This is a genomic window from Streptomyces sp. NBC_00090 (genome assembly GCF_045160815.1).
Lineage (GTDB): Bacteria > Actinomycetota > Actinomycetes > Streptomycetales > Streptomycetaceae > Streptomyces.
Genome location: NZ_CP108224.1, coordinates 3,595,762 through 3,620,252 on the forward strand (window position 1 = coordinate 3,595,762; position 24,491 = coordinate 3,620,252).

At 73.8% G+C, this 24,491-nt stretch carries 21 protein-coding genes; 4 read left to right on the forward strand and 17 right to left on the reverse strand.

Features of this window, described 5'->3' with window-relative positions; all coding sequences use genetic code 11:
* Nucleotides 1–25 precede the first annotated feature (25 nt).
* The 6 genes from OG361_RS15730 to OG361_RS15755 form a co-directional block, all read right to left on the reverse strand.
* On the reverse strand, nucleotides 26–1,486 hold the full coding sequence (locus tag OG361_RS15730) for a hypothetical protein (protein WP_405854021.1): 1,461 nt from the start codon (nucleotides 1,484–1,486) through the stop codon (nucleotides 26–28).
* A 14-nt stretch (nucleotides 1,487–1,500) separates the two neighbouring features.
* Entirely contained in the window at nucleotides 1,501–2,580 is a 1,080-nt protein-coding gene (locus tag OG361_RS15735; protein ID WP_405854023.1) for a hypothetical protein, read from the reverse strand.
* Entirely contained in the window at nucleotides 2,577–3,416 is an 840-nt protein-coding gene (locus OG361_RS15740; protein ID WP_405854025.1) for a hypothetical protein, read from the reverse strand. Before OG361_RS15740 ends, OG361_RS15735 begins: the two co-directional genes overlap by 4 nt.
* Entirely contained in the window at nucleotides 3,416–4,126 is a 711-nt protein-coding gene (locus OG361_RS15745) for a peptidase (RefSeq protein ID WP_384564790.1), read from the reverse strand. The genes OG361_RS15740 and OG361_RS15745 overlap by 1 nt, the downstream gene beginning before the upstream one ends.
* A 306-nt stretch (nucleotides 4,127–4,432) precedes the next feature.
* Entirely contained in the window at nucleotides 4,433–4,852 is a 420-nt protein-coding gene (locus OG361_RS15750) for an ATP-binding protein (RefSeq protein WP_384564793.1), read from the reverse strand.
* 106 nt (nucleotides 4,853–4,958) lie between these two features.
* Nucleotides 4,959–5,330 carry an STAS domain-containing protein gene (locus OG361_RS15755; protein WP_405854027.1) on the reverse strand — a complete coding sequence of 124 codons (372 nt, stop codon included), beginning with the start codon at nucleotides 5,328–5,330 and terminating at the stop codon, nucleotides 4,959–4,961.
* A 220-nt stretch (nucleotides 5,331–5,550) separates the two neighbouring features.
* On the opposite strand from OG361_RS15755, the gene OG361_RS15760 reads away from it, so the two are divergent.
* The 3 genes from OG361_RS15760 to OG361_RS15770 all read left to right on the forward strand — a co-directional run bounded on the left by OG361_RS15760 (nucleotide 5,551) and on the right by OG361_RS15770 (nucleotide 10,049).
* Nucleotides 5,551–6,489: an RNA polymerase sigma factor SigF gene (locus tag OG361_RS15760; protein ID WP_405854029.1), complete on the forward strand. Its 939-nt coding sequence runs from the start codon at nucleotides 5,551–5,553 to the stop codon at nucleotides 6,487–6,489.
* Between the two features lie 180 nt (nucleotides 6,490–6,669).
* Nucleotides 6,670–7,866, forward strand: a complete 1,197-nt coding sequence (locus tag OG361_RS15765; RefSeq protein WP_405854031.1) for a DegT/DnrJ/EryC1/StrS family aminotransferase — start codon at nucleotides 6,670–6,672, stop codon at nucleotides 7,864–7,866.
* Nucleotides 7,863–10,049, forward strand: a complete 2,187-nt coding sequence (locus OG361_RS15770) for a lipopolysaccharide biosynthesis protein (RefSeq protein ID WP_405854033.1) — start codon at nucleotides 7,863–7,865, stop codon at nucleotides 10,047–10,049. The genes OG361_RS15765 and OG361_RS15770 overlap by 4 nt, the downstream gene beginning before the upstream one ends.
* Nucleotides 10,050–10,070: 21 nt before the next feature.
* Here OG361_RS15770 and OG361_RS15775 read toward each other — a convergent pair whose 3' ends face one another.
* From OG361_RS15775 to OG361_RS15800, 6 genes are all read right to left on the reverse strand, one after another.
* Nucleotides 10,071–11,141, reverse strand: coding sequence for a glycosyl hydrolase (locus OG361_RS15775; RefSeq protein ID WP_405854035.1), 1,071 nt, complete (start codon nucleotides 11,139–11,141; stop codon nucleotides 10,071–10,073).
* Nucleotides 11,138–11,587, reverse strand: coding sequence for a hypothetical protein (locus tag OG361_RS15780; RefSeq protein ID WP_384564810.1), 450 nt, complete (start codon nucleotides 11,585–11,587; stop codon nucleotides 11,138–11,140). Before OG361_RS15780 ends, OG361_RS15775 begins: the two co-directional genes overlap by 4 nt.
* A 134-nt stretch (nucleotides 11,588–11,721) precedes the next feature.
* The gene (locus OG361_RS15785; protein WP_405854037.1) at nucleotides 11,722–13,686 is read right to left on the reverse strand and encodes a hypothetical protein; all 1,965 of its coding nucleotides are present in this window, start codon (nucleotides 13,684–13,686) and stop codon (nucleotides 11,722–11,724) included.
* A 171-nt stretch (nucleotides 13,687–13,857) separates the two neighbouring features.
* The gene (locus OG361_RS15790; RefSeq protein WP_405854039.1) at nucleotides 13,858–14,667 is read right to left on the reverse strand and encodes a polysaccharide deacetylase family protein; all 810 of its coding nucleotides are present in this window, start codon (nucleotides 14,665–14,667) and stop codon (nucleotides 13,858–13,860) included.
* Entirely contained in the window at nucleotides 14,664–15,995 is a 1,332-nt protein-coding gene (locus OG361_RS15795) for a glycosyltransferase (RefSeq protein WP_405854041.1), read from the reverse strand. Before OG361_RS15795 ends, OG361_RS15790 begins: the two co-directional genes overlap by 4 nt.
* 157 nt (nucleotides 15,996–16,152) lie before the next feature.
* A complete protein-coding gene (locus OG361_RS15800) occupies nucleotides 16,153–17,244 on the reverse strand; it encodes a GNAT family N-acetyltransferase (protein ID WP_405854043.1) in 1,092 nt (363 codons plus the stop codon).
* Between the two features lie 157 nt (nucleotides 17,245–17,401).
* Between OG361_RS15800 and OG361_RS15805 the strand changes: the two genes are divergently transcribed.
* Entirely contained in the window at nucleotides 17,402–18,049 is a 648-nt protein-coding gene (locus tag OG361_RS15805) for a phosphotransferase (protein WP_405854045.1), read from the forward strand.
* 3 nt (nucleotides 18,050–18,052) lie between these two features.
* Here OG361_RS15805 and OG361_RS15810 read toward each other — a convergent pair whose 3' ends face one another.
* The 5 genes from OG361_RS15810 to hutU all read right to left on the reverse strand — a co-directional run bounded on the left by OG361_RS15810 (nucleotide 18,053) and on the right by hutU (nucleotide 24,431).
* Nucleotides 18,053–18,823 (reverse strand): hypothetical protein, encoded by a 771-nt coding sequence (locus OG361_RS15810; RefSeq protein WP_405854047.1) that lies wholly within the window; start codon nucleotides 18,821–18,823, stop codon nucleotides 18,053–18,055.
* A gap of 109 nt (nucleotides 18,824–18,932) precedes the next feature.
* Nucleotides 18,933–20,180: an imidazolonepropionase gene (hutI, locus tag OG361_RS15815; protein ID WP_405854049.1), complete on the reverse strand. Its 1,248-nt coding sequence runs from the start codon at nucleotides 20,178–20,180 to the stop codon at nucleotides 18,933–18,935.
* Between the two features lie 17 nt (nucleotides 20,181–20,197).
* A complete protein-coding gene (locus tag OG361_RS15820) occupies nucleotides 20,198–21,535 on the reverse strand; it encodes a formimidoylglutamate deiminase (protein ID WP_405854051.1) in 1,338 nt (445 codons plus the stop codon).
* Nucleotides 21,526–22,755 carry an allantoate amidohydrolase gene (locus tag OG361_RS15825; protein WP_405854053.1) on the reverse strand — a complete coding sequence of 410 codons (1,230 nt, stop codon included), beginning with the start codon at nucleotides 22,753–22,755 and terminating at the stop codon, nucleotides 21,526–21,528. The genes OG361_RS15820 and OG361_RS15825 overlap by 10 nt, the downstream gene beginning before the upstream one ends.
* Entirely contained in the window at nucleotides 22,752–24,431 is a 1,680-nt protein-coding gene (gene hutU, locus OG361_RS15830; RefSeq protein ID WP_405854055.1) for a urocanate hydratase, read from the reverse strand. The genes OG361_RS15825 and hutU overlap by 4 nt, the downstream gene beginning before the upstream one ends.
* Nucleotides 24,432–24,491: the final 60 nt, after the last annotated feature.

Consider the following 24,491-nt stretch of genomic DNA (forward strand, 5'->3'; position numbering starts at 1 on the left):
TTCGGTGCGGCGGCCTTCGCCGTTCTCAGCGCCTGAGCCGCGCCCACGGTGTGAAGGTGAACACCGCGCCGCCGATCAGGATGACCGTGCCCGCGACCAGGGCGAGGGCGCGCAGGGCGCCGTCGCTCTCGGCGCCGGTCTCCGCGAGGTTCTCGCCGGAGGAGCCGCCGGAGCCCGAGCCGGAACCCGAGCCCGAGCTTGTCGTGGTGCTCGAACCGCCGTCGGAGCCGCCCGACGCGCCGCCCGCCTGCTTGCTGGTGTCCAGCTCCAGGGAGGCGTTCACCGCTCCCTTGACCTGGCACGGGATCTCCATCTTGGCGGCGCCGAGGCTGACCGAGATGGTGAGCGTGCCGGGGCTGAGCGTGGACTTCCCGGTGGCTCCGGGCTTGTACGTGCCCTTCATGTCCTCCAGGCTCACCGGGGCGCCCGCCGCGAGCGCGGTGGGGTTGGGGGCGCCGGTGACCTTCACCGTGCCGCTGTCGGCCCCGCCGATCTTGACCGCCATGGAGGGCGTGAGGGCCCCCTTGGGGAGGGCGGCGGGGCTGTTCATGACGCCCTTCGCCGTCTTGACGGTGAGGTCGTAGACGGCGCCGTTCTTCTTGGCGCTGATCGTCACCTTGGAGTTGATGTCCGGCGGGCCGGGGGACTGGCAGGCGAAGGCGACGGTCACCTCCTTGCCGGGGAAGTCGGTCTGGCCGCCGCCGGAACCGCCGCTGCCACCGGAGGCCGAGCCGCCACCGGAGGTGGAGCTTCCTCCAGAGGTGGAGCTGCTGCCCGAGGTGGACGTCGAGCCGCCCGTACCTCCGCTGGAACTGCTCGCGGCGCCGCCCGTCTGCCCGCCGGTGGTGGTGCTGCCACCACCGGAGGTCGTCGTGGTGCCGCCGGAGGTGGTCGTACCGCCGGAGGTCGTCGTACCGCCGGACGTCGTCGTACCGCCGGAGGTCGTCGTGCCGCCCCCGCCCGCCGTCACCTTGATCTTCGCGCCGACCGGCACCGCCTCCTTCGGCGTGCACTTCGTGTCCGTCGACAGCGGCTTGGAGACGTTGATCGTGTACTTGCCCGGCGTCAGCGTGATCTCGCCCGCCTTGTCCAGTTTCAGCTTCCCCTTCATCTCGGGCAGCACCATCGCGCTGTTCTTGGGGATCGGCGGGTTCTGCCGCGGTCCCTCCATCGCGACGGTGCCGCTCGCCGCGCCTCCCACGGTGAGTTCGCCGGTCGGCTTCACCGTGTCCTGGCCGAGGTCGAGCACGTCGGGGTTCTTCGACGCGGCCTGGACCGTCTTCCAGACGATCTCGACCTCGTCGCCGACCTTGGCCTCCGCGGGTGCGGTGATGAGCACCTTCGTCGTGCCCTGCACGGGCGGGAGCCCGGAGATGGACGGCGGGATGCACTCCGTCTTGTACTGGACCTCGGCGGCCTGGGCGGGGCCGGCGGAAATCAGGATCCCCGCGCCGCCGAGCATCAGCGCGACCCCGGCCGCGCTCATCCTCCGTTGCGTACTCACGAATGTCCCTTCGTCGTCGGACTGCTCTCTGGGGCTGACGGTGCGGAGTCAGGGCTGAACCACGGCAGGACCGTGGTCGGTTCGTCGTCCCTCGCGGCCCCGTGCGAGGGGGCGGTGGCGGTCGCGGGGACGGAAGTGCGGCGGCCGGTACGGCCGGTGGGCCGGCGGAACGCGGACGTACGGGCGCGGGCCCGGCCGGTGGAGGGGCGTCCGCCGGAGGGGCGGGCGCGGTCCACCACGGCCATCCCGATCCGGAAGAGCGCCGCCGGCACGACGACGGCGAGCAGCACCCAGAAGAGCGTCACGCCCCAGGGACGGCCCACCCCCCACGGCTGCTCGACCAGGACCTTGCCCGCGTACCGGACGGAGATCTGGTGGTCGCCGTGCGCGCCCGCGGTGAGTTCGACCGGGAGCCGTACGAGGGCCTTCTTCCCGGGTTCGATCGTGCCGCGCCACTGGCGTTCCTCGTACTGCGGCGCGAAGACGCCGTGGCTCGTGCCGACCTCGAAGACCGGGTCCTTGACGGGGGCCGGGCCGAGGTTGCCGACGGTGAGGACGACCTCCCGGCGCGGGGGCGCCCCGAACCACACGAGGAGACCGCTGGAGCCGTCGAGCCGGACGGCCGCGAGGACGCCGAGCCGGCCGTCGCCGGAGGCTCCGGGGAGCGGGGCCGTGGGGTGTCCGGCGACCGTGAACTCCTTGTCGACGGCGTCCTGCTGGCCGGTGACGCCGGCCACGTGCACCACGCAGGGGCAGGGCTTCGGCGGTTCGGCGACCGGGAGTTTCGCGCTGAAGGCGCCTCTGGCGTCGACGGTGGCGGCCCGGCCCTCGCTGTTGGCGCAGGAGTTGGTGCCGCCGATGACGCCCTTGCCGGGCGCGGACTGGCCGCAGATCAGCAGCATGAGCAGCGCGCCCGGTTTCCAGCCGCTGCCGCTGACGGTGATCTCGCCGCCCTTGCCGGCCTCGGCCCGCGAGAGCGAGACCACGGGCCCCGGGGCCGCCGTCGCGGGGACCGCGGGCAGCAGCGCGAGGGCCAGGGCCGCCAGGAGGGCGGCTGCCGTACGGATCGTCCTCATGGTGTCGCTCCCTCCGGGGCTCGCCGGGTACGGGGCCTGCCGCTCCGCCGCCTCTTCCCGTACGCGATCCCGTACGCGCCGCCGCCCGCCGCCGCGAGGAGCAGGCCGGCCGTCCCGGCGAGCGCGGGGCCCGAGGCGAAGGCGGCCTCGGCGCGGGCGGTGGCGGGGGCCGCGCCCGGGGCGGCGGCGGTCAGCCGGACGGTGACGGAGTCGAGGGCGGGCGGGTCGGGCCAGGGTTCGGTGCGGGTGGCCCGCTCGCCCGGGCGGAGGGTGAGCGGCAGGGCGCGCGCGGGCCGGTCGAGGACCGTGCCGAGGAGGCCCTCGGCGCGGACCGCGAGGATCGGGGCGAGGACCGTGGTGCCGCGGTTGACCAGGGTGTAGTGGAGGGCGCCGGTGGTGTCGTCGACGCGGACGTCCTCGACGGTGAGCGCGGCGAGGCGGGGGCCGCTCACCCGCAGGCGGAGCTGCACGCTCAGTTCGCGTCCGGCGGCCGTGGCGCGCACGGTGCCCCGGTGGTCGCCGGGCGAGGTGTCCGCGGTGACGGTCACGGCGAAGGGCACGTCCGCACGGGTCCTGGCCGGCACGGTGACGGACCGCGCGGCGAAGGCCACGGGCGCGCCCTGCCCGGTGAGCCGGACGGTGAGCGGGCGAGCGCCCGGGTTGGTGAGCGACAGGGTGTCCTGGAGGACGCTGCCCGCGGGGCCCTCCAGGTAGGCGTACGGCCGTCCGGCGGTGGGTGCCGCCGTCCAGGCCCGGTCTCCCGGGGGAGCCGCCGCGACCACGCCGAGGAGGGCGGTCGCGGCGGCCACGAGCCCGGAGCGTGCCGCCGTCCGCATCAGCGTGCCGTGCGCCGCGTGAGCCAGAGGACTCCGGCGGCGCCGGTCAGCAGGACGGTGCCGCCGAGGGTCCCGAGCGCCATGGCGGAGTCGAGCGGGCCGGTCCTGGGCAGTTCGGTCCCGGAGCCGCCGTCGCCGTTGTCGTCGTCGTCCTCGGCGGGGGGCGGGGTGTCGGTACCGCCCGAGACGCCGGTCACCTGGAGTTCGAGCGAGGGCGCGGGGCTGTTCTTCGGGGTGCAGACGGCCGCGTCCATGCCGAGGGCGTGGACGGTGAGCGTGCCGGCCGTGAAGGTGACCTTGCCGTTCTTCTTCGGGGTGAACGTGCCCGTCAGCGTGCCGATCCTGATGGGGGTGTCGGGCGGGATGGCGACCGTGTTCGGCGTTCCCTTGACCTTCACCGTGCCTTCGGCGTCGCCGCCGAGGACGAGGTCGGCGCGCGGGGTCATGACGCCCTTGGGGAGCTCGATCGGGCTGTCGGAGACGCCCTTCTCGAAGGACATCGTGATCGTGTAGCCGCTGCCGCTCCTGACGGCCTTGATGTCGACGGGCGAGACGGCGTTCTTGGGCCCGATCTTCGTCACGCAGGCGTAGTCGACGTCGACGACGGTCGCCCGGGCGGCCGGTGCGGCGGCCAGTACGGCGGCGCCGGCCACCGCGGCAGCCGCCGTGAGACCGGCGGTCGTTCTCCTTCGGTTCGGCACCTTGGACACCCCGAGCACCCCTCACCGCAACGTAACTGACGGTCTTTCAGATTGGCCGTCAAGGTACGCCCGGGGCCTTGCGGAGGGAAGGCAGGGGAACGGGTGAACTTGTGAAAGTCCCAGGGGGTGGCTTGTCGATCAGGCCGGATCAGGGAGCGGCGGCTGGTGTCGTGCATCGCAAGGCGGAGGAGGGAGTCAACGCGGTGGGGGCACCTCCCGTGCCCGAAGGGCTACGGGGGACGTTGGTGACCGACGACAACGCGGCGAGGCGCGGCACCAGGCGCCGCGAGCCCGGCCTGATCGACAAGCCACCCCCTACGCGGGCGCGGCGAGTTCGGCCCAGACCGTTTTTCCGGGGGCGCCGGGGGTGCGGTCGATGCCCCAGTCGCGGCAGAGCCGCTGCACGATGAACATGCCGTGGCCGCCGGGCCGTCCGGACCGGTGCGGGGTGCGGGGCGCGGGCTGCCCGGCGCCCCGGTCGGTGACTTCGAGGCGCAGGGCGTGGGACATCCGCAGGACGCGCAGGCGCTCGGGGCCCTCGGCGTGCAGGCAGGCGTTGGTGACGAGCTCGGAGACGACGAGCAGGACGTCCTCGGCGGCGGCCCTGCGGTCGGCGGTGGCGGCCGGGAGCCAGCCCCACTCCTGGAGCGCCGTCCGCGTGAAGTCGCGGGCGAGCGGCACGGTTCCGCTGGTCTCGCCGAGGGCGAGCGTACGGACGTCGGAAGCTTGGTCCATCAGCGCTTCACCTCACCGATTGACGAGACAGAGGGGCGGGACGTGCGGGCCGCGCGGGGCGGGACGTGCGAGTGGTGCGGGCGGAGCGCGGGGCGGGTTGCCGGCCTCAGCCGGGGAGGGCCGTGTCGAGGGTGTCGTGCAGGGTGAAGACGGCCTCCGCCCCGGTGATCTGGAAGACCCGGGCGACCGCGGGCCGCATCCCCACCAGGTGGACGCCGCCACCCGCGGCGTCCGCCCTCAGCCGGGCGCCGAGCAGCACGTTGAGCCCGGTCGAGTCGCAGAAGTCGAGCCCCGTGCAGTCGACGACGAGCCGGGACCGGCCCGCGTCGAGCGCGGCGTCGAGCGGGTCGCGCAGCAGTTCCGCGGTGTGGTGATCGAGCTCACCCACCGGTGTGAGGAGTTCGCCCGCCGCACCCACGGTCCGGGCCTCGACCCGCAGTCGCGCCGGTTGCGCGCTGCCGATGTGCTCGCGGTCCATGGCCGTGCCTCTTTCGCTCTCGCAGATGCCGACTGACGTGCTCCGAACCCTACAAGTGGGGCCCCCTCCCTTGCACACACGGCCCACACAAAACGGTACGAAGCGGAATATTGGCACTTGCAACCATCACCTCCGAGCAGGTAGGGCTAGTAGAGAACACCCGACACGACCGGCTTTGGAGGCGCCGCAAACCGCAGCGGAAGAACCACGAAGGAGACCCATGTCACCCCGGCTCGACGCCCCGCGTACCCCCGACGCGCCGTCGGCAGCAGTCCCCCTCGACCATCTGCCCACCCAGCCCGTCGGCCACCTGCCGGCCCGGTCCCCCGGCCACCTGCCCGCCCAACCGCTCGACTTCCTGCCGGCCCAGCCGCTCGACCGGATCGGACCGGTCGACGCGCGCGCCCTGTCGAAGCAGCTCTTCGCCCGGCTCGCCGTGCTGGAGGAGGGCACCCACGACCACGCGTACGTCCGCAACACCCTCGTCGAACTCAACCTGGCCCTGGTGAAGTTCGCCGCCGCCCGGTTCGGCAGCCGCAGCGAGCCGATGGAGGACATCGTCCAGGTCGGCACGATCGGGCTGATCAAGGCGATCGACCGCTTCGAGCTCACCCGTGGCGTCGAGTTCCCCACCTTCGCGATGCCGACGATCATCGGCGAGATCAAGCGGTTCTTCCGTGACACCTCGTGGTCCGTGCACGTGCCCCGCAGGCTCCAGGAGCTCCGGCTCGACCTCGCGAGGGCCGGAGACGCGCTCTCCCAGCGGCTCGACCGCGCCCCGACCGTCGCCGAACTCGCCAAGGAGCTCGGGATCTCCCCCGAGGAGGTCGTCGAGGGCATGACCGCGAGCAACGCGTACACCGCGAGCTCGCTCGACGCCAAGACCGAGGAGGAGGACACCGGCAGCGGGGAGAGCACGCTCGCGGACCGGATCGGCTACGAGGACCACGGCCTCACCGGGATCGAGTACATCGCCTCCCTCAAGCCGATGATCGCCTCGCTTCCCGCGCGCGAACGGCACATCCTCTCCCTCCGCTTCGTCTCCGGCATGACCCAGTCGGAGATCGGCACGGAGCTCGGCATCTCGCAGATGCACGTGTCCCGGCTGCTCTCCCGCACCCTCGCCCGGCTGCGCCGGGGCCTCACTCTGGAGGAATGACCTCCGCGGACTCCCCCGAGCCGCCAAGATGGCTCCGGAAAGGGCCCGTTCACGGTCTACCGACCTGGAACGGGCCCTTCCGTTCGACCGCGCGGCCGGCCGACCGCGCGACCGGAAGGCCTTGTTGACGCGCCGTCCGGATTGGGCCACATTGAGCCCGGGGATTCAGGGGGGAATCACATGGTTTCTGCGTACGCGGAACTGGAAGGGCGGATGCGCGACCGGCTCGGGGGCAGGGAGTGCCTCTACGTGCCCTCGTGCCGCTTCGGTCTCTATCTCGCGCTGCGCCGGTGGTGCAGACCCGGCGGCCGGGTGCTGATGTCGCCGGTCAACGACGACGTCATCTTCTTCGTCGTGCTCGCCGCCGGCCTCCGACCGGTGCAGGCGCCGCTCGACCCCCGGGACGGGTCGATCGACCCGGCGGCCGTCCCGGAATCCGTCTGGCAGGGCCTGTCGGCCGTCCTCACGACCAATCTGTACGGGAACCCCGACCCGGCACCGGAGCTGCGGGCCCACTGCGACCGGCTCTCCGTCCCGCTGATCGAGGACGCGGCCCACGCCATCGGCTCCACCGTCGGCGGGCGCCCGGTCGGCACGTACGGCGAGGCCTCCGTCTTCAGCCTCTCGAAGCACACCGGCGCCAAGACCGGCGGCTTCCTCACCCTCGCCGACCCGGCGCTGCGCGAGGAACTCTCCGCCGCCCGCGACGCGTTGCTGAGCCCGACGCGCACCACCGCCGAACTCGCCTACCTGGCCCGGCCGTACGCGGAGGCCGCCGTACGCGGAATGCGTCTCGTCCGGGCCGCGCACGCGACGATGCGGCTCCTCGGGATGGAGGAGCGCGAGGAGATCCGGATGCCGCTCCGCGCCGAGGAGTTGGAGCGGGCCCTCGCCTCCGCGCCCGCGCTCGCCCCCTTCCACTCCTGGGTCCGGGTCGACATGCACGACTACCGGCTCCGGCCCGGCTCCGGCCGGCTCCGCCGCACCACCCGCCGGCTGGCCCGGCTCGACGGCGTCCTCGCCGCCCACCGCGACGGCACGGCCCGGCTCCTGGCGAGCGAGTACGCCGCGCCCGGGGCGTCCGGCGAACCGCCGCAGCCGCTCTTCCGGGTCCCGCTGCTCGTCGAGGACCGGGACGCGGCGATCGCCGCCCTCGCCCGGCACCGGATCCCCACCGGCTACGTCTACGACCCGCCGCTCGACAGCTACGCGGGCGAGGCCTTCACCGACCTCTCCCCCGCACCGGAGGCCGCCGCCCGGTTCGCCCGGCACGCCCTGCCGGTGGACCCGCGCCGCGCGGACCAGGTCCTCGGCCTGCTGCGCGCGGCCGGGACCCGGCCCGCCCGCCTGTCGGAGGCCCCCGGCGGCGCCCGGTGAGCGAGACCGTACGGCTGCGGGAGACGGACCACCCGGCGGCCGGGGACCCCTCGGCCGGCGTGCCGGAACCCGCCGGCGGAAACGGCGGCAAGGACCGCGCGGACGGCACGGCGGACGGCACGGGCGACTCCGGCGACAACTCCATGTTCCGCAACGCCTACGCGCTGATGCTCTCCACCGGCGTCTCCGCCGCCCTCGGGCTCGGCTTCTGGCTGGTCGCGGCCCGCTACTACACGGAGGAGGCGGTCGGCCAGGGCTCCGCCGCCATCGCCGCCCAGCGGATGCTCGCCTCCCTCACGGCGACCACGCTGACCGGCGCGGTCGTCCGGTACGTGCCCCGGGCGGGCCGGGCCACCGGGCCGCTCGTCGTGCGCCTGTACCTGGTCAGCACCGCGGTCGTGGCCGTCGCCTGCGGCGTCTTCCTGCTCACCCTGGACTGGTGGGGACCCTCGTACGCCCCGCTCGGCACCCTGTCCGCCGGGATCTTCTTCACCGCCGCCAGCATCGGCTGGGCCCTGCTCACCCTCCAGGACGCGGTGCTCACCGGGCTCCGACGGGCCATCTGGGTGCCCGTCGGCAACGCCGTCTTCTCGCTCGGCAAGCTCGTCCTGCTCGTCGTCCTCGCCGTCGGCCTGCCGGTGCTCGGCGTCTTCGTCTCCTGGGCGGCGGCCATCGCGCTCTCCGTGGTGCCGCTCGGCTGGCTCGTCTTCCGGCGCCTGATCCCCCAGCAGGCGCACGCCGACCGGGACCGCGAGCCGCCCACCCTGCGCGAGATCGGCCGCTTCCTCGCCGGGGACTCCGTCGGCTCGATCTTCAGCCTCCTCATGATCAGCCTGCTGCCGATGATGGTCGCCGTCCGCTTCGACGCCGCCCACAACGCCTTCTTCTACACGGCCTACACCGTCGGCGGCACGATGGAGTTCATGGCCATCAACATGGCCTCCTCGCTCACCGCGCACGCCTCGCACAGCCCCGAGTCCCTCGCCGAGGGCGTCAGGGGAGCACTGCGCCGCATGGCTCTGCTGCTCGTCCCGGTCGTCCTCGTCCTCGTCGTCTTCGCGCCGCTGATCCTCGCGCCCTTCGGCGAGGAGTACGCCGAGAACGGCACGACCGTACTGAGGCTGCTCGCCGCCGCGGCACTCCCCCGGGTCGCCGTCGAGCTGTACATCGGGGTGCTGCGCGTCCAGGGCCGTACGGGCATGCTCGCCGCCCTCCAGGGCGCGATGTGCGTCCTGGTGCTGGGCAGCGCGGTCTTCCTCCTCGGGCCCTACGGCATCGCCGGCGCGGGGTACGCCGTCCTCGGCTCGATGACCCTGATGGCGGTGGTGACCGTGCCGGGCCTGCGGGCCACCCTCAAGGGCCGGGCGCCGGTCGAGGGGGCGCGGGCCGCCGCGCGGGTGAAGGAGCGCGCGGAGGACGGGTACGGCACGAACTGGGCGCGGGAGAGCGCCTATCTGCGCGGGACGCACGACTCGGTGACGCCCGCGTTCGGCATCCCCGTGTACGTACCCCGGCAGCGTGCGGACGAGCCGGCGCCCGCCCCCGCGCGGGCCGAGCCGCGCGCGCGGGAGACGGCGGACACGGACCGGCCGGACACGCACCGGCCGGACGCGCCCGGTCGGTCGGCGGCCTGGCTCTGGCCGCTCCTCGGCCTCGCGGCCGTGCTCTTCTGGCTCCCGCTCGCGCGCTCCGGCGCGCTCGACGTGGAGCGGCTCTCGGGGACGGGTCTGCTGACCGCGCTCCCGCCCGTCACGCTCCTCGCGGGGCTGCTGCTCGTCGCGCTCCAGGGGGCCGCCGTCGGTCTCCGGGGCTTCCGGCCGGCGTTCGCGGGAACGGTCCTGCTCGCCACCTTCCTCGCCCTGCACACCGCGCCGCCCCTGCTCGGCCTGCGGCCCGCCGCCGCGGGCGGGCCCGGCGCGGAGCTGCTCGGCGGGGCCGACGGCCCGGCGGCGGTCGTGACCCCGATCGTGCTCCAGGGGCTGTGCCTGCTGCTCGCGGCCCTGCTGCTGCGGGTGCTCGGCGTGGGCGCGCGGGTCACGTCGGGCGTGGTGTGGGTGCTCGTCTGGGCCGGGTGGGCGGGGCAGCAGGCCTTCGCCGCCGCCCCGCTCCCGCTCTTCCTCGGCCTGGCCGGGGGCACGATGGCGGTGTGCGCCTTCCGCGGCCTGGCGGCGGGGCGCCGCTGAGACCGGCGACGTGCGGGGAGGTCAGCGGCCCGGTACGTCCCGGACGTCCTGCCGGAAGTACGGGTCCTGGCCGGCGATCCGGTAGCCCTCCAGGCCGGGGCCCGAGTCGATCGTCAGGTCGCAGCCGGGGCCGGGCACGGCACGGTTCCAGTGCACGTACGCCTTGGCCTTGGGCAGCGTCGGCGCCACCTTCGGGATCGCGGTGTACCAGTCGCGCTGGCGTTCCGGCCGCTTCGGGTCGGGGGCGGTGGAGAACTCGGAGAGCATGACGGGCTTGTCGGCGGAGATGTTCTTCCGGAGCCAGTCGTAGCCGGGGCGCTGGCTCCTGTCGAAGTCGAGCCACTCCGGCGACTTGTGGCAGAGGTAGTAGTTGTACTGGTCCATGCCGATCCAGTCGACGTAGTCGTCTCCGGGGTAGAGCCTCTTCATCAGAGCGGCGTTGCCGGTCCAGCCGGAGACGGTCCAGACCCACACCACGTTGGTGACGCCGAGCTTCTCGAAGCGGTCACGGACGTGGCGGTAGGCGGCGACGTACTCCTCCGGGGTCCCGGCGCCCTGCTCGATGCGGAAGTCGGCCTCCTGGTCGAAGGCGAAGAAGACCCGCTTGCCGTACTCCTTGACGCGGAGGGCCTGCGGGTCGATGACGGAGGTGTCGTACGTCCCGGCGGCGATGTTCTTCCAGCCGAGCTGTCTCTCGGTCCAGTTGGCGTGGTGCTTCTCGGTCCACACGGTGGACTCCCAGGCCAGCATGAGGAGTCGCTCGCGGCCGAGTTCCCGCTCGTCGGGGGTGAGCAGCTCGCCGTCGGCCCTGCTCCCCGACATGTCGTGGTACGTGTAGACGAGGTCGAGCTTGCGGCCGATCTTCTTCTCGAAGGCGTACACCGGCCGGGTGAGCGAACTGTCGCTGTCGTACGGGATGTACGCCCCCCACCAGGCACCGCACGGTGCGACGAGCGAGGCGTCCGGGGCGCAGCGGTCGTCTCCCTCGGCGAGGGTCGCCCAGACCCCTATGCCGGCGGTGAGCGCGCCGACGGCGGCCAGCGCGACCGCGAGCCGGGTCCAGGCGTCCCCCTTGGCGTGCCGCCCGGTCATCGCCCCCCACCGGGCCTTCGTTTGCGGAACCTGGAGGAGAACGGGGAGGTTCGGGGGGAACCGTCGCGTTCGACGGCGCCGCGCGTGGCGGCCGGCAGCGGCACACCGGGCAGGGTGGCGGCGACGCTCACGAAGAGGGCGAGGACGACGAGGAAGACGGTGAGCGAGAAGGCCTTCGTCAGGAACAGGGTGGTCGCGGTGATCGTGGCCACGGAGAGGCTGACGGGCGCGGCGAGCGCCAGGGCCTCCAGGCGGGCGCCGGGCCGCAGTCCGAGGGGCTGCGGGAGCAGCAGGGCGAGGCCCGGGGCGAGGACGACGAAGGCGAGGACGGGGATCCAGCGCAGCGGGGAGCCGCCGGGGAACGCGGTCGCGGCGAGGGCGACCCATCCGGAGGCCGCGAGGGCGGCTCTGCGCTGGACTCGCGGGGTCAGGCGTGGGTGGGCCATGGCGTACCTACTCCTCGTGCGTGTGGTCTGGGGTGGGCGGCGTGCGGTGGGCGGTTCGCGCTGTCGGTTCGCGCTGTCGGTGCGCGCCGGGCGGTCCGCGCCGTACGGGCGGGGGCGTACGGGCGGGGGCGGGTTCAGCCGCCGGTCGTGGGCCGGTAGCGGAGGACGAGCCCGTACCGGCTCTCCTCCACGACCCCGAAGAGCGGGGATCTCTTGAGCGAATCGCGGAGGGTGTCGAAGCCGCCCTCCGGGAGGTAGCCCTCGCCGATGACGGCCTCGCCCTGGGTGGGGGTGAGGATCACGTAGGCCGGGCGGCCCGCCGGGATGCCGCCGGCGAGGTAACCGGCCGGGTCCTTCAGCATGCGGAGGTTCTCGTCGACCTCCTGCTCGGTGAAGAACCAGCGCTCGTAGTGGTCGTAGCGGTAGTACGAGTCGGCGAAGGCGCCGGTCGCGGCGAGGATCAGCGCCCCGTCGGGCGCCCGGTCGAAGGCGCGGCGGGTGAGCGCGGTCTCTCCAGGGGGCGCGTAGTGCATGCCCTCCTTGCCGTAGTACGAGGGCAGGAAGCCGGCGAGCATGGCGACGAGGGTGACGGGCAGGGCGACGGCGGCCGTACGGCGGGCGACGGCGGCGGCGCGGCTCGCGGCCCCGGCGGCGGGGACGAGCGCGGCGGCGGCGAAGAAGGCCGAGCCGGGCAGGCCGAAGAGGTAGACCCGGAAGATCATCTCGCCGCCGTAGTCGTTGACGGCGAACATCGGCAGGGGTGCGGCGGCGGCGAGGACCAGCGGCAGGGCGCTGCGGGCCAGCTTGCGGCGGAGCAGGACGGCGGCGGCGGCGAGCCCGCCGAGGGCGAGGACCATCAGGACGTTGGCGTTGCCGACGAGCTCCGGGCCGGGGCCCGTGGGGTCGCCGGCGAAGCCGGGACGGGAGTTCCCGAGGAGGTCGCCGGCCTTCTCGCGCAGGGTGCCGAGGGTGTCGAGGAAGAGCTCCCGGCCCATCGTGAGGTTCCAGACCAGCATGATCAGGCCGGTGGTGGCGAGGAGGCCGAGGTTGCGGTAGCGGCGGGTGAGGCAGAGGGCGAAGAGGCTCGCGCACAGCATCACGGGGGTGAGCTGGTGCGAGGCGTTGATGGTGACGACGATCGGGGCGAGGAAGAGGACGGCGACCGCCCGCTGCCGGGTGGTCGTGGGCGGCGGTACGGCCGCGGCGGCCGGGTCGAGCGCCGAGCGGTCGCGGAGCGCGCCGGCCGAGCCGGGCAGGACGAAGTGCCGGACGACGACGGCGAAGACGGTCAGGTAGAGCAGGTACGAGAAGCCCTGCGGGGAGAGGTAGTCCTGGCCGACCCAGTTCGCCAGCTGGAAGATCCACACGCCGGTCCAGACGAGCCGCCAGTCGTCGCTGAACGTGCGGTAGACGAGGATGAGGACGGGCACGGTGAGCAGACCGAGCGCGACCGGGGCCCAGTTGATGAAGGAGGCGGCGGCGTCGACGCCGAAGGCGCGGACGAGGGCCGCGTCGAGGGAGAAGAAGCCGGGCCACTGGTCGTAGGCGGACATGCCGCCGGAGAGCTCGCGGCCGGGGTGGACGGTGCCCTCGGTGAGCAGCCGGCTGATGATCGCGTCGTGCTTGGACGCCCAGGCGTAGCGGACGGTGTCGTAGAGGATCGCGGGCGGCGCCTTGAGGGCGACGAGCATCGCCGCGCAGTAGGTGGCGGGCCAGAGCCGCGCGGTGCCCGCGCGCCGCAGGGTGATGACGAAGCCGCAGGTCAGGACGGCGAGCGCGGCGTAGAAGCCGAGGGGGAAGCGGTCGAGGAGGCCGAACTCCTCGATGCTCCGGAAGTCGATGCGGGGCAGTGCCCAGAGCCAGAGCGCGGTGGCGACGAGCAGGGGGGCCAGGTTGAGGGCGGCCGGGGAGCGGAGGAGGGCGGCGGGGCCGGTCCGGCGTCCGCGCGTCGCGGCCCCGGACTCCCGCCCCGCGGAGGCCCGTTCCGCACCGTCCCCTGCCACGGCGTCCTGGCCGGCGGAGTCCTGGCCGGCGGGGTCCCGCCCCGCGGCGTCCCGCCCCGCGGCCTCCTGGTCCTTCGGGGAGGGCTGCGGCGGCACGCCGTCGCTCCCGTTCACCGGTGTTGTTGGCACATGGTGCTGCACGACGGCTCTCCCCCCACTGTCCCCTTGGTGAAACAAAGGAACGTACTTCGGTTATGTACGCACATTCAATCCCCGGCCCCCGCAAGGGAGTTGATGATCTTTCCGGTAGCGGTCGGGCGGTGTGGCTCAGCCGGCGAACTCGGGCCCGTTGAGCAGGGCGCGGGCCCTGCGGTACATCCGCCAGCCGACCGTGGGCAGTGAGTCCGGGTACGGCGCGGCCTTCGCGCCGCGCCCCTCCATCCACCGCTCGATGTCGGCGACGGTGTGGCCACGGCGCAGGATGAGCCGGGCGATGCGGTAGATCTCGTCCGACTCGGAGCTGAGCGCGTGGCGGACGGCGACCGCCGAGGTGTATCCGGCGGCCGCGACGGCCCGCCGCACGGCCGGGCTGTTGTAGCCGTGGGGGTAGGCGAGGTGCCGCACCTCGTGTCCGAGGACGTCCTCCAGGACCGCCTTCGCCTCGCGCAGTTCGCGCCGCAGGAACTTGGGCGCGAGGGTGTCGAGCTGCGGGTGGGTGACGGTGTGGGCGCCGACCTCCATCCCGTACTGCTCCAGGCGCGGGGCCTGGGCGAGGGTCATCATCGGCGCGGGCGGCAGGAGGCAGGGCCGGCCGGGGGTGATCGCTCCGGTGGTGAGGTACGCGGTGGACGGCAGGTCGCGGGAGGCGAGCGCCTCGGCCGTCGGCCCGACGAGGTCGGCGAAGCCGTCGTCGAAGGTGAGGACGACGGGGCGGGGCGGCAGCGGGGTGCCGGTGGCGAAGTGTCCGGCGAGGGTACCGACGGTGATCGCGGTGCGGCCGCTGGCGACGATCGCGTCGAGCTGGGAGGCGAACTCCTTCGGGGAGACGGTGAATTCGGCGATCCAGTCCGGCGGGTCCTCCATCACGGCGTGGTAGAGGAGGACGGGTATGCGGGTGGAGACGGGTCTGTTCGTCATCGGGCCGCCCCCTTCCGCAGACCGGCTCGCGCGCGGGCCTTCGCGCGGGCCTTCGCGTATCCGATCGGGCCGTAGAGCATGCCGCGCCGCTCCAGTCGGGACAGGCTGCGGGGCCACGGGTGGTGCTGGGTGCCGTGCTCGCCGGGGACTCCGCCGTCGCCCTCCCCGCGCTGGGCGGTCATGGTCCGGGCGTACGCGAGGCCGCGCGGCAGCCGGGTGAGCAGCGCGGGCAGCATGCGGGGGCGGCGGGCGAGGGTCGCGGTGAGGTACGCGGTGAGCCCGGCGCCGTAGCCGTACGCCTGGTTCCGCAGGTCCTGCCAGGTCTCGCGGTGGTGGTGCCAGACGAGCGCCTCGGGTGTGTAGCGGAGCCGGAAGCCGGCGGAGAGGACGGCGACGAAGGCGTACAGGTCGTCGCCGCCCCTGGCCGGGGTCCCGGTGCCGGTCGCCGGGTCGAAGCCGCCGGCGCGGCGGAGGGCGGCGGTCCGGAAGGCCATGCTGGCGCCGGAGCCGAAGCTGCCCGCGGTGAAGGGGAAGAGCGGCTCGTCGGCGGGCGGGTGCGCGGGGTCGTACAGGCGGGGCGCGAAGCCCTTGGCGAAGCCGCCGTGCGATTCGAGGAGGATCTGGGCGGGGGTGCTCAGCCGGGCGGGCAGGATCAGGCCGGTGACGCAGCCGAGGCCGGGGTCGGCGGCGAAGGGCTCGCTGAGGGCGGTCAGCCAGTGCGGGTCGGCGATCACGTCGTCGTCGGTGAAGGCGACGACGGTGCCGTCGGCGGCGGCGAGGCCGGCGTTGTGGGCGACGGCGAGCCCCGGGGTGTCCTCGCGGACGTAGCGGACGCGGTCGGCGTACTTCCCGGTGACCAGGTCGTGGGTGTCGGTGGTGCGGGGCGCGTTGTCGACGACGATCAGCTCGTGGTCGGGGTGGTCCTGGGCGAGGAGCGAGTCGAGGGCGCGGGCGAGGGACTCGGGGCGCTCACGGGTGGCGACGATCACGGAGGCGCGGGGCGGGGTGAGTCCCTTGCGGTTCCAGTCCAGGATGTCGGGCCTGGCCAGCGGCCGGACGGCGGCGAAGCGTTCGGCGTCGGTGCGGGGCCCGGCCTCCGCGAGCCTCCCGCGGGCGAGGGCGGCGAGCACCTCGGCGGGGTCCTCGCCTTCCGCGACCGCGCCCAGGACGGTGGCGGCGGGACGCCCCTCGACCCGTACGAGCGCGTAGACGTCACCGGGCGCGAGCTCCGGCCCGCCGGGCACGGGACGGAAGGAGAGGACGGGCCCGTCCGGCGCGGCGAGATCGAGCTCGGCGACGGAGATGGAGTGGGGCGGTCGGCTGCTCAACGGGGATCCCCCAGGGAGGTACGGCGGCGGGCACGGACTCGACGACTACGGAGGCGGTGGACACGGCCTCGCCGATGCCACCGGCACCACCGGCATTGCGGCGGTCACCGGCATCACGGCGGTCACCGGCACCACCGGCACCACCAGCAGGCCGCGGCTAACGATTCCCCCGCAGCCGGGCGACCCCGTTGAGCGCGGTCCGCGCCCGGGCCGCGAGGGCGGGCCGGTTGCGGACGAAGCTGTGCGCGCGCCGGGCGGGCTCGCGCCCCAGCCAGTGCAGGGCGGCCCGCGCTCCCGGGACGAAGACGGCCCCCTCGCACACCGTCAGCTCGCCGGTCTTCAGCGCGTCCTTGTACTCGGCGTCGCCGCGCCCCAGGTCCAGCATCCCGATCCCGGCGGCGGCCGCGGCCTCGGCCATCCGCAGATGGAGGACGAGCCCGGGCGAGTACTTCGCGAACTCGGGGTCGTACGAGGGGAACCAGCAGGAGAGCACGGTCTCGGACCGCAGCCCGAAGTGGGCGGCGATCGGCCGCTCCCCCACGTACAGCACGGACAGGACGCCGGAGCAGCCGGACGTGCGCTGCTCGTGGAGGCGCCGGACGAGGGTGTTGATCCACTCCTTGGCGAAGCGGTCACCGCGCCCGGTCCTGCGGTACTGGGCGGACTTCCACTCCATGAGGGTGCGCAGGGCGGCCGGGTCGCGCTCGTCGAAGACGAACCGCACCTCACCGTCCGCCTGGCGGCCGAGCTTGCGCTCCTTGGCCAGGGTGGTCCTGAGGAACTTCGGCGACTGGACGCGGAGCAGCGCCTCGTAGGCCGCGTACCCCTCGCCGACGTCGATCACGGGCGAGGCGAAGGACTCGGTGACGGCGCCCTCGAAGACGGGCTGACCGTCCTCCAGGTTGTCGAACTCCCACATCGCGATCCCGCAGGCGCGCAGCACGGCGCGGGCGCGGGGTCGCAGCCCGGCGCGCAGAACGGCGCCCTGACTGTCGGAGACACCGAAGCCGATGGCCCGGCCCTGCCCCAACGGCCCCTTCTCGTACGGGAAGAAGCCGACCGGCTCGTCGTCCTCCCACCAGACGGCGACCCGCGAGCGGGGCCTCACCTCGGCGACCGCCTGCGTGAACTCCGGTTCCATGAAGGGGTTGGCCGGCGCGCCGGACTTGGCGCGCAGCACCCGCCACCCCTCGATCTCGCGCTCGCTCAGCTCCCCCGGCCTCACGATCCGCACACGAAAAGCACTCACCTTGCCGACCCCCCGGTCCCCTGAGTACTGCCAGGACAGGACGGTACCGGTCCGAACCCCTCCCCGGCAGGCATACTCGACCATTCCGTGACCGCCTGCGTCGAGGCGGCGGCCACGTGGGACCACAGGTGGGCAAGGGGCGGACGGGGAGGGCCAGTTGAAGATCATCGGGCAGGGCAGGACCGCGGATGTCTACGCGCTGGAGGAGGCCGGGGACCGGGTCCTGCGGAGGTACCGGGACGGTGACGACACCGCCTGGGAGGCCGGGGTGATGGCACGGCTGACGGACCGCGGCTACCCGGTGCCGGCGGTGCTGCACGCCGAGGGCCCCGACCTGGTGATGGAGCGCCTCACGGGGCCGTCGCTCCTGGACGCGCTGCTGGCCGGTACGTACGAGCCGGAGCCGACGGGGGAGCTGATCGCGGAGCTCCTCACCCGCCTGCACGCGCTGCCGGGCGAGGGCCCGGACACGCGCCTCCTGCACCTGGACCTGCACCCGGGGAACGTGGTGCTCACACCCGGGGGCCCCGTCGTCATCGACTGGCAGACGGCGTGGGAGGGCCCGCCGGGCCTGGACTGCGCGATGTCCGCGCTGATCCTCGCGGAGGTCGCGGTCTCCCCGGCCCCGTACGCCCCCGGCGCCCGCGCGGGCCTCGCCGCCCTCCTCGCGGCCGTCCGCACCCCGCTCCTCCCCCACCTCACGGCGGCCCGCGCCCGCCGCGCGGCGGACCCGAGCCTGACGTCCGAAGAGGTGGCGGCCCTGGGGTCGGCGGAGTCCCTCGTGAGGTCCCTGGCGACCGGCTGACGGTCAGGACGCGGTGGCGTCCGCGCCGGGCTTCCGCTTCACCTTGGCCACGTCCACGTCCATCGTCTCCGGTGCCCCGAACGGCTCGACGAGCACCCCGCTCCCGGTGCCGGTGACCTCCAGGATCAGGTTGTTGCCCATGAAGCGCAGGTCGATCCGGGCGCGGGGCGAGCCGCCGTGGTCCGGCATGCGGTGGATGCGCGCCGGCGGGTAGTCCAGGGCGGTCAGCTTCTCCCGCAGGGCCGGCTGGTCGGCCGGGCCCGCGCCGTCGAACGCCTCGCGGATGCGCTGGACGTGCGCGTCACCGACGCACTTGTCGGTGGGGGTCAGCGGCACCTCCTCGACGGGGCCGGACCTCGTGGGGGCCGGCTCCGGGGAGGACGGCGGCTCGGGGGCGCCCGGGGGGACCGAGAGGTCCCCGGGCTCCTCCGGCTTCGGCCCGCCCGGCAGGTTCCGCGGCGGGGTCGCGTCGTCCGCGGCCGGGTCGGCGGGCGGCTCGGGCAGACCGCCCGGCACGCAGCCGTCCAGGACGCGGGAGAACAGGGCCAGGAAGCGCATCTCCGGGTCGGGGTGCGTCGCCAGGTCGTCCGACGGGAGCGGCCGCGTCGACGTCGGCGAGGGCGTCGGCTTCGACGTCTGCGCGGCATCGACGCCCACGGCGGACGCCTTGACCGGGTTCCTGCCGGTGGCGTCCTCCGTGCCGCAGGCAGTCAGGGCCATGCTGCCGAGCGCGGCGGCCAGGACGATCTTCGCGAGGCGGTTCGGAGTTCTCATGCGGGAATCATGCGAGCGACCGGGGGTCGCCCACATGAGTACCCCTACTCAACCGCGCCCTGTGGCCAATCGGACTGTCGTCCGCCACTTTTGACGCCTTGCCAGTCACTCAGACCGTACGGACGCCCTTCCGCCAGACCTCCGCCACCAGCGGGACGCCCGGGCGGTACGCCAGGTGGACGTGGGACGGGGCGTCCAGGACGGTCAGGTCCGCGCGGGCGCCGGGGGTGAGGCGGCCGACGTCCGTGCGGCGGAGGGCCGCCGCGCCGCCGGCCGTGGCGGACCAGACGGCCTCGTCGGGGGTCATGCCCATGTCCCGTACCGCGAGGGCGATGCAGAAGGGGACGGAGGACGTGAAGGAGGAGCCCGGGTTGCAGTCCGTGGAGAGGGCCACGGTCACGCCCGCGTCCAGGAGGCGGCGGGCGTTCGGCCACTCGGCGCGGGTGGAGAACTCGGCGCCGGGGAGGAGGGTGGCGACCGTGTTCCCGGACGCCAGGGCGTCCACGTCCTCGTCCGTCAGGTGCGTGCAGTGGTCCGCGCTGGCCGCGTCCAGCTCGACCGCCAGCTGGACGCCGGGGCCGTACGTGAGCTGGTTGGCGTGCACCCGGGGGTGGAGGCCCTTCGCCTTGCCGGCGGTGAGGATCGCGCGGGCCTGGTCGCCGTCGAAGGCGCCCTTCTCGCAGAAGACGTCGACCCAGCGGGCGTACGGGGCGCAGGCGTCGAGCATCTCGCCGGTGACGAGCTCGACGTAGGCGGCCGGGTCGTCCGCGTAGTCCGGGGAGACGATGTGCGCGCCGAGGTACGTCACCTCGTCGGTGTGCTCGGCGGCGATCCGCAGGGCGCGGGCCTCGTCCTCGACGGTCAGGCCGTAGCCGGACTTCGTCTCGAAGGTGGTCGTGCCCTGGCGGAGGGCTTCCCGCATGAAGCGGGCCACGTTCGCGGAGAGCGCCTCGTCGGACGCCGCCCTCGTCGCGGCGACGGTCGTGCGGATGCCGCCCGCCGCGTACGCCTGGCCCGACATGCGGGCGTTGAACTCGGCAGTGCGGTCGCCGGCGAAGACGAGGTGCGAGTGGGAGTCGACGAAGCCGGGGACGACCGCCCGGCCGCCGGCGTCGACCCGGTTGTCAGTGGCGGGTGTTTTGCTGGATTCACCGACCCAGACGACACGGTCGCCTTCGATGACGACGGCCGCGTCCTGGATCAGGCCCAGGGGACTTCCATCACCGAGAGAGGGGTCATTGGTGACGAGACTGGCGATGTTGACGATGGCGGTGGCGGCCGTCGCCACGGCGCTGTTCGCGCTCGTGGGGGCGGAGGTCGCCGCCGGGTTGTTCATCGCCGCGGGGCCGGTGTTCATGGTGGGAGGTGTCTCCTTCAGCCGCGCAGGGCGGCGATCGAGTCCGCGAGGGCCGCGGCCACGTCCGGTACGGAGTGGTGGACCCCGTCCCGTACGACATGGCGGCCGGCCACGACCGTGTGACGGACGTCCGCGGCCGACGCGGCGAATACCGCCGTCTCGGCTGCCAGACGCGGTACCGGTCCCGCTGTCCTGACCGTGTCCAGGGCGATCGTCGTGAAGTCGGCGAGGGCGCCCGCCGCCAGGGTGCCCGCGTCGGCCCAGCCGAGGGCCGCGTGGCCGTCGGCGGTGGCGGCCCGGAGCAGCGCGGCGGCCGTCCAGTGGCCGCGGGTGCGGGTGCGCAGGCGCTCGTTCAGCTCCATGGCCCGCGCCTCCTCCAGGAGGTCGATGACCGCGTGGCTGTCGCTGCCCAGGGAGAGCGGCGAGCCGGCGCGCTGGAGGGCCACGGCCGGGCCGATGCCGTCGGCGAGGTCGCGTTCGGTCGTCGGGCACATGCAGGTGCCGGTGGTCGACGTGCCGAGGAGGGTGATGTCCCCGTCCGTCAGATGGGTGTTGTGGACGCCCGTAGTGCGGGGGCCGAGGACGCCGTGCTCGGCGAGGAGCTGCGTCGGGGTGAGGCCGTGTGCCGCGAGGCAGGCGTCGTTCTCCGCGGTCTGCTCCGACAGGTGGACGTGGAGGGGGGCCTCCCTGTCCTGCGCCCACCGGGCGACCGTGGCGAGCTGGTCCGCCGGGACCGCCCGTACGGAGTGGATCGCCGCTCCGATGCGTACGCCGTCCCGCTCCTTGAGGGCCGACACGCGCTCGGCCCACTGCTCGGCGGTGCCGTCGGTGAAGCGGAGCTGGTGCCGCTCGGGGGCGGCGCCGAAGCCGGAGGAGAGGTAGGCGGTGTCGAGGAGGGTGATGCGGATGCCCGCCTCGGCCGCCGCGGCGATGAGCGCCTCACCCATCGCGTTGGGGTCGGCGTACGGGCTACCGCCGGGGGCGTGGTGCAAGTAGTGGAACTCGCCGACGGAGGTGATGCCCGCGAGCGCCATCTCCGCGTACACGGCGCGGGCGAGCGCGAAGTAGCTGTCGGGGGTGAGGCGCTGGGCGACGGCGTACATCACCTCGCGCCAGGTCCAGAAGGTGCCTGAGCCGACCTGGACGGTGCCGCGCAGGGCGCGGTGGAAGGCGTGCGAGTGGGCGTTGGAGAGGCCGGGGATCGTCAGGCCGCGGAGGACGACCGCGCCCGGGGGCGGGGTGTCGATCCCGGTGCGTACGGCGGTGATGCGGCCGTCCGACACCTCCAGGGCGACGCCCGGCTCGACGTTCGTGTCGAGCCAGGCGTGCTCCAGCCAGTACGTCGTCAGCGACACGCCAGGCCCTCCAGTACGTCGGCGAGTGCGAGGACCCCGGCCGCGCAGTCGTCCTCGGCCGCGAATTCGGCCGGGGAGTGCGAGACGCCGGTGGGGTTCCGTACGAACAGCATGGCGGTCGGGATCGATTCGGAGAGGATTCCCGCGTCGTGTCCCGCGCCCGTGCCGAGGACGGGGACCTTCCCGGTGGACCCGGTCTTCTCGCCCAGGAGCCGGGACAGCTCGTCGCGCAGGGCGTGCGAGAAGTCCACGATCGGGGTGAAGGACTCGCGGACGACCGTGAGGTCGATGCCGTGGCGCTCGGCGTAGGCGCGGGCCTCCGCCTCGATGCCGGTGACGACCTTGTCCAGGGCGCCCTGGTCGGCGGCGCGGGCGTCGAGCCAGCCGCGGACGAGGGACGGGATCGCGTTGACGCCGTTCGGCTCGACCGCGATCTTGCCGAAGGTGGCGACGGCTCCGGCGAGTTCGGCCTCGCGGCGGGCGGCGAGGACCGTCTCCGCATAGGTGAGCATCGGGTCGCGGCGGTCGACGAGCCGGGTGGTGCCGGCGTGGTTGGCCTCGCCGGCGAAGTCGTACCGCCAGCGGCCGTGCGGCCAGATCGCGGAGGCGAGGCCGACGGCGTCCCCGGAGAGGTCCAGGGCCCGGCCCTGCTCGACGTGCAGCTCGACGAAGGCGCCGATCCGGGAGAGCCGCTCCGGGTCGGGGCCGATGGCGGCCGGGTCGTAGCCGGCCGCCTCCATCGCCTGCGGGAGGCTGATCCCGTCGGCGTCGCGGAGCTCGTACGCCTGCTCCTTCGTCAGCCGGCCCGCGGTGAGACGGGAGCCGACGCAGGCGAGGCCGAAGCGGGCGCCTTCCTCGTCGCCGAAGTTGACGATGGCGAGGGGCTTCTTGAACACCACGCCTCGGGAGCGGAGTTCGTCGAGCGCGGCGAAGGCGGAGACGACGCCGAGGGGGCCGTCGAAGGCGCCGCCGTCGGGGACGGAGTCCAGGTGGGAGCCGGTGACGACGGCGTCACCGGCGGTCGGGTCGCCGAGCCAGGCCCACTGGTTACCGTTGCGGTCGGTCTCGACGTCCAGGCGGCGGGCCTCGGCCTGCATCCGGAACCAGAGCCGGCAGTCGGCGTCGGCGCCGGTCCAGGCGTAGCGGCGGTAGCCGCCCGAGGCGTCGCTGCGGCCGATGGGCCGCAGCGACCGCCACATGGCGTGGAAGCTCGCGCTCACGCCGAGGCCTCGGACTCGGTGTCGCCCTCGCGCATCGGGACGCGGACGCCCTTCTCGTCCGCGACCCGCTCGGCGATGTCGTAGCCCGCGTCGACGTGGCGGATGACGCCCATGCCCGGGTCGTTCGTCAGGACGCGGCGGATCTTCTCGCCGGCCAGCGCGGTGCCGTCGGCGACCGAGACCTGGCCCGCGTGGATGGAGCGGCCCATGCCGACGCCGCCGCCGTGGTGGATCGAGACCCAGGAGGCGCCGGAGGCGACGTTGACCATGGCGTTGAGGAGCGGCCAGTCGGCGATGGCGTCGGAGCCGTCGAGCATGGCCTCGGTCTCGCGGTACGGGGAGGCCACCGAGCCGCAGTCGAGGTGGTCGCGGCCGATCGCGAGGGGCGCGGCGAGGGTGCCGTTGCCGACCATGTCGTTGAACATGTCGCCGGCCTTGTCGCGCTCGCCCTGGCCGAGCCAGCAGATGCGCGCCGGGAGGCCCTGGAAGTGGACGCGCTCGCCGGCCATCTTGATCCAGCGGTGGAGGGACTCGTTCTCCGGGAAGAGCTCCAGGATCGCCTTGTCCGTCTTGTGGATGTCCGAGGCCTCGCCGGAGAGGGCGGCCCAGCGGAAGGGGCCCTTGCCCTCGCAGAACAGCGGGCGGATGTAGGCGGGGACGAAGCCGGGGAAGGCGAACGCCCGGTCGTAGCCGGCGAGCTGGGCCTCGCCGCGGATCGAGTTGCCGTAGTCGAAGACCTCGGAGCCGGCGTCCATGAAGCCGACCATGGCCTCGACGTGCTTCGCCATCGACTCGCGGGCGCGGGTGGTGAAGCCGGCCGGGTCCTTCGCGGCCGCGTCGGCCATGTCCTCGAAGGCGACGCCGATCGGGAGGTAGGCGAGCGGGTCGTGGGCCGAGGTCTGGTCGGTCACGATGTCGATCGGGGCGCCCTCGGCGAGCATCCGCGGGAGCAGCTCGGCGGCGTTGCCGAGGAGGCCGATGGAGAGCGGGCGGCGGGCGTCGCGCGCCTCGGTGGCCAGCTGGAGCGCGTGGGCCAGGTTGTCGGCCTTGACGTCCAGGTAGCGGTGCTCGATGCGGCGCTCGATGGCGCGCGGGTCGACGTCGATACAGATCGCGACGCCGTCGTTCATCGTCACGGCGAGCGGCTGGGCGCCGCCCATGCCGCCGAGGCCGGCGGTGAGGGTGATGGTCCCGGCCAGGGTGCCGTCGAACTTCTTCGCGGCGACGGCGGCGAAGGTCTCGTAGGTGCCCTGGAGGATGCCCTGGGTGCCGATGTAGATCCAGGACCCGGCGGTCATCTGGCCGTACATCGTGAGGCCGAGGTGCTCCAGGCGGCGGAACTCCTCCCAGTTCGCCCAGTCGCCGACCAGGTTGGAGTTGGCGAGGAGGACGCGCGGGGCCCACTCGTGGGTCTGCATGACGCCGACGGGGCGGCCGGACTGGACGAGCATCGTCTCGTCCTGCTTCAGCGTCCGCAGGGTGCGGACCATGGCGTCGTAGGAGCGCCAGTCGCGGGCGGCCTTGCCGGTGCCGCCGTAGACGACGAGCTTGTCGGGGTGCTCGGCGACCTCGGGGTCCAGGTTGTTCTGGAGCATCCGGAGGGCGGCTTCCTGCTGCCATCCCAGGGCGCTCAGTTCCGTACCGCGGGCTGCTCGTACGGGGCGGGGTCCTGACATGGCGGTGCCTCCTCGAATGTCGATTAGATATTCACATCCTGGCGTGCTGAATAGTTGTAG

Excerpts from the sequence above, each read along its gene's own strand:
- hutI (WP_405854049.1), bottom strand. The coding sequence starts at position 20,180 with ATGAACACCGGCCCCGCGGCGATGAACAACCCGGCGGCGACCTCCGCC.
- OG361_RS15765 (WP_405854031.1), top strand. The coding sequence starts at position 6,670 with ATGGTTTCTGCGTACGCGGAACTGGAAGGGCGGATGCGCGACCGGCTC.
- OG361_RS15735 (WP_405854023.1), bottom strand. The coding sequence starts at position 2,580 with ATGAGGACGATCCGTACGGCAGCCGCCCTCCTGGCGGCCCTGGCCCTC.
- hutU (WP_405854055.1), bottom strand. The coding sequence starts at position 24,431 with ATGTCAGGACCCCGCCCCGTACGAGCAGCCCGCGGTACGGAACTGAGC.
- OG361_RS15730 (WP_405854021.1), bottom strand. The coding sequence starts at position 1,486 with ATGAGCGCGGCCGGGGTCGCGCTGATGCTCGGCGGCGCGGGGATCCTG.
- OG361_RS15775 (WP_405854035.1), bottom strand. The coding sequence starts at position 11,141 with ATGACCGGGCGGCACGCCAAGGGGGACGCCTGGACCCGGCTCGCGGTC.
- OG361_RS15790 (WP_405854039.1), bottom strand. The coding sequence starts at position 14,667 with ATGACGAACAGACCCGTCTCCACCCGCATACCCGTCCTCCTCTACCAC.
- OG361_RS15810 (WP_405854047.1), bottom strand. The coding sequence starts at position 18,823 with ATGAGAACTCCGAACCGCCTCGCGAAGATCGTCCTGGCCGCCGCGCTC.
- OG361_RS15780 (WP_384564810.1), bottom strand. The coding sequence starts at position 11,587 with ATGGCCCACCCACGCCTGACCCCGCGAGTCCAGCGCAGAGCCGCCCTC.
- OG361_RS15760 (WP_405854029.1), top strand. The coding sequence starts at position 5,551 with ATGTCACCCCGGCTCGACGCCCCGCGTACCCCCGACGCGCCGTCGGCA.
- OG361_RS15755 (WP_405854027.1), bottom strand. The coding sequence starts at position 5,330 with ATGGACCGCGAGCACATCGGCAGCGCGCAACCGGCGCGACTGCGGGTC.
- OG361_RS15740 (WP_405854025.1), bottom strand. The coding sequence starts at position 3,416 with ATGCGGACGGCGGCACGCTCCGGGCTCGTGGCCGCCGCGACCGCCCTC.
- OG361_RS15750 (WP_384564793.1), bottom strand. The coding sequence starts at position 4,852 with ATGGACCAAGCTTCCGACGTCCGTACGCTCGCCCTCGGCGAGACCAGC.